Annotated in this window: 5 protein-coding genes; 4 read left to right on the top strand and 1 reads right to left on the bottom strand. The window is 59.5% G+C overall.

Annotated features, from left to right (window positions below; genetic code table 11):
* The 4 genes from AC1DLB_RS26210 to AC1DLB_RS26195 form a co-directional block, all read left to right on the top strand.
* Positions 1 to 1,099: penicillin-binding protein activator (locus tag AC1DLB_RS26210; RefSeq protein ID WP_477785930.1), on the top strand; the 1,099-nt coding region annotated here is incomplete at its 5' end.
* The gene (locus tag AC1DLB_RS26205) at positions 1,099 to 1,461 is read left to right on the top strand and encodes a YraN family protein (protein WP_477785929.1); all 363 of its coding nucleotides are present in this window, start codon (positions 1,099 to 1,101) and stop codon (positions 1,459 to 1,461) included. The genes AC1DLB_RS26210 and AC1DLB_RS26205, both read left to right, overlap by 1 nt.
* A gap of 104 nt (positions 1,462 to 1,565) precedes the next feature.
* Complete coding sequence (locus tag AC1DLB_RS26200; protein ID WP_008025961.1) at positions 1,566 to 2,159, top strand: phosphoheptose isomerase; 594 nt, start codon at positions 1,566 to 1,568, stop codon at positions 2,157 to 2,159.
* On the top strand, positions 2,156 to 2,734 hold the full coding sequence (locus AC1DLB_RS26195; RefSeq protein WP_018930122.1) for a BON domain-containing protein: 579 nt from the start codon (positions 2,156 to 2,158) through the stop codon (positions 2,732 to 2,734). The genes AC1DLB_RS26200 and AC1DLB_RS26195 overlap by 4 nt, the downstream gene beginning before the upstream one ends.
* A gap of 97 nt (positions 2,735 to 2,831) precedes the next feature.
* Here AC1DLB_RS26195 and AC1DLB_RS26190 read toward each other — a convergent pair.
* On the bottom strand, positions 2,832 to 3,075 hold a 244-nt coding region (locus tag AC1DLB_RS26190; RefSeq protein ID WP_477785928.1), incomplete at its 5' end, for a ClpXP protease specificity-enhancing factor SspB.

The raw sequence follows: 3,075 nt of genomic DNA, 5'->3' as shown, positions 1-3,075 counted from the left end.
GACCAAACTCAAGGATCTGGCCAGCCAGCCCCTGAGCAAGATTGCCCTGCTGCTGCCGCAAGACGGCCCGCTGGCCTCGGTCGGCAAAGCATTGCGCGAAGGTTTCATGGCCGCACACTACCAGGCGCAACAAGCCGGGCAGAAGCCGCCAGCCATCGAGTTCTATGACAGCTCGCGCCTGACCTCCCTTGACGAGTTCTATCGCAAGGCCCAGGCCGACGGCGTGCAATTGGTGGTCGGGCCGCTGGAAAAACCGCTGGTCAAACAGCTCAGCGCTCGCCCGCAACTACCGATCACCACCCTGGCGCTGAACTACAGCGAAGGCGAACAAGGTCCGGCCCAGCTGTTCCAATTCGGCCTTGCCGCTGAAGACGAAGCCCGCGAAGTATCCCGTCGTGCGCGCGCCGATGGCCTGCATCGCGCCGCCATCATGGTGCCGAAAGGCGAATGGGGTGACCGCGTACTCAGAGCATTCAGCCAGGATTGGCAAGCCAACGGCGGCAGCATTGTCGCGACCGAGCGCGTCGACCAACCGGTGCAACTGGCCCAGCAAATTGCCGACATGTTCCAGCTGCGTCAGAGCGAAGGCCGCGCCAAGAGCCTGCAAAACACCGTTGGCTCACAGGTAGCCGCCCAGCCTTCGCGTCGTCAGGACATCGAGTTCATCTTTCTGGCCGCGACGCCGCAACAGGCTCAACAGATCAAACCGACCCTGAACTTCCAGTACGCGGGTGACGTGCCGGTTTACGCCACCTCCCACGTGTTCAGCGCCAGCGGCGACCAGAACCAGTACAACGACATGAACGGTATTCGCTTCTGCGAAACCCCATGGCTGCTGGATGCCAACGACCCGCTGCGCAAACAGGTCACCGCACAATGGCCACAAGCCGCTGGCAGCCTGGGCCGTCTATACGCGATGGGCGTTGACGCCTATCGCCTGGCACCACGCCTGGGGCAACTCAAGGCCTTGCCGGACAGCCGTATCGAAGGTCAATCGGGCAGCCTGGGCATGACTCAGAATCAACGGGTCGTGCGTCAGTTGCCATGGGCAGAGTTCGTCAACGGTCAGGTTCAACGCCTGCCGGACACCTCGCACTGATGCCCGACAGGTCACGCCAGCAAAGCGGTAAGGATGCCGAGCGCCATGCGCTCGAGCATCTTCAGCAACAAGGTCTGCGCCTGCTGGCGCAGAACTGGTTATGTAAACGCGGCGAGCTTGATCTGGTCATGCTTGATGGYGATACAGTAGTATTCGTCGAAGTCCGCTACAGAAAAAACACCCAATGGGGTGGCGCGCTCGATAGCATCGATGGGMGCAAACGGCAGAAACTGATTTTCGCCGCGCAGTATTTTCTTCAGCGCGAGTCGCGTTGGGCCGATTCCCCCTGCCGCTTCGACGTGGTTGCCATCGACAGCAGCCTCGATCAGTTGAACTGGATGCAAAATGCCTTCGACTGCTGATCGCTTGCGCCCCGAACCGGACACCTACACCCAACACTTTTGCTCTTTGCTTTGCGGGCTGCACATTCATGTGCCAAGTAGCCGCGCTAATTAAGGTCACACAGATGGACATGCAATCCCGAATTCGCCAGCTTTTTCAGGCCAGTATCGACACCAAGCAAATGGCGATGGACGTACTTGCACCGCACATCGAGCAAGCCAGCCAGGTGATGGTCAACGCCCTGCTCAACGAGGGCAAAATGCTTTCGTGCGGCAACGGTGGCTCCGCCGGCGATGCACAGCACTTTTCGTCCGAGCTGCTCAATCGCTTCGAGCGTGAACGTCCGAGCCTGCCAGCCATTGCGCTGACCACCGACAGCTCGACGATCACCTCGATTGCCAACGATTACAGCTACAACGAAATCTTCTCCAAACAGATCCGCGCCCTCGGCCAGCCGGGCGACGTATTGCTGGCGATTTCCACCAGCGGCAACTCGGCGAACATTATTCAAGCGATCCAGGCCGCACATGATCGCGAAATGATTGTCGTAGCATTGACGGGTCGCGATGGCGGCGGCATGGCATCGCTGCTATTGCCTGAAGACGTCGAGATTCGCGTACCGGCCAATGTCACTGCACGTATTCAGGAAGTCCACCTGCTGGCGATCCATTGCCTTTGCGATCTGATCGACAGCCAACTGTTCGGGAGTGAAGAATGACCCCTAATCGCCTAAGCCTTCTGGCCTTGACCCTGTGCCTCGGCATCAGCGGCTGCACATCAGTGGTTAACGCCAGCCGTGAAGCGCCGATCGAAGATGACCGCGGTACGCGCACCTTCGGCAGCAAGATCGACGACTCTCTGATCGACACCAAGGTCGGCGTGAACATCGCCAAGGCCGATCCGGCCCTGGACAACGATTCGCACATCGTCGTAACCAGCTTCAACGGTGTTGTGTTGCTCGCCGGGCAAACCCCGCGCGCCGACCTCAAGGCCAAGGCCGAACAGGTCGCCGCCTCCGTTCAGCGCGTGAAGAAGGTGCACAACGAACTGCAAGTGCTGCAGCCCTCCTCGCTGCTGGCACGCCAGAACGACACCTGGCTGACCACCAAGATCAAGACTCAGATGCTCACCGACCCCTCCATCCCGGGCTCGCGCATCAAGGTTGTGACCGAGAACGGCATCGTTTATCTGCTCGGCCTGCTGACCAAGCAGGAAGCGGCGCAGGCGACCAATCTGGTGCAAGGCGTTTCTGGCGTGCAGAAGATTGTGAAGCTGTTTGAGTACATCGACTGATACTTGCTTACGCGATGGCATCCTTGAGATCGCCTTCGCCGGCAAGCCTGGCTCCAACAGTAATAAAAAAGGCGATCCTTGCGGATCGCCTTTTTTATTACTTCACCACCTTCAAACTGGGTCGACCGCTGGGACGCGGTGGCTCGCTGTCGGGTGGCGGGATATCATCATCCGGCTCGATGTCTTCCTCGTCCTCTAGCGGCGATTCCATATCGAACACCATGCCCTGGCCGTTCTCCCGAGCGTAAATGCCCAGGATCGACACGATAGGCACGTACAGGGTGTGCGGCACGCCACCGAAGCGCCCTTCGAAACTGACCGCCTCGTTATCCATGTGCAAA

Source organism: Pseudomonas sp. 05N434, from assembly GCF_056396965.1.
Note: the sequence above shows the minus strand (reverse complement) of the source record. Positions and strands in the feature narration are given on the sequence as shown.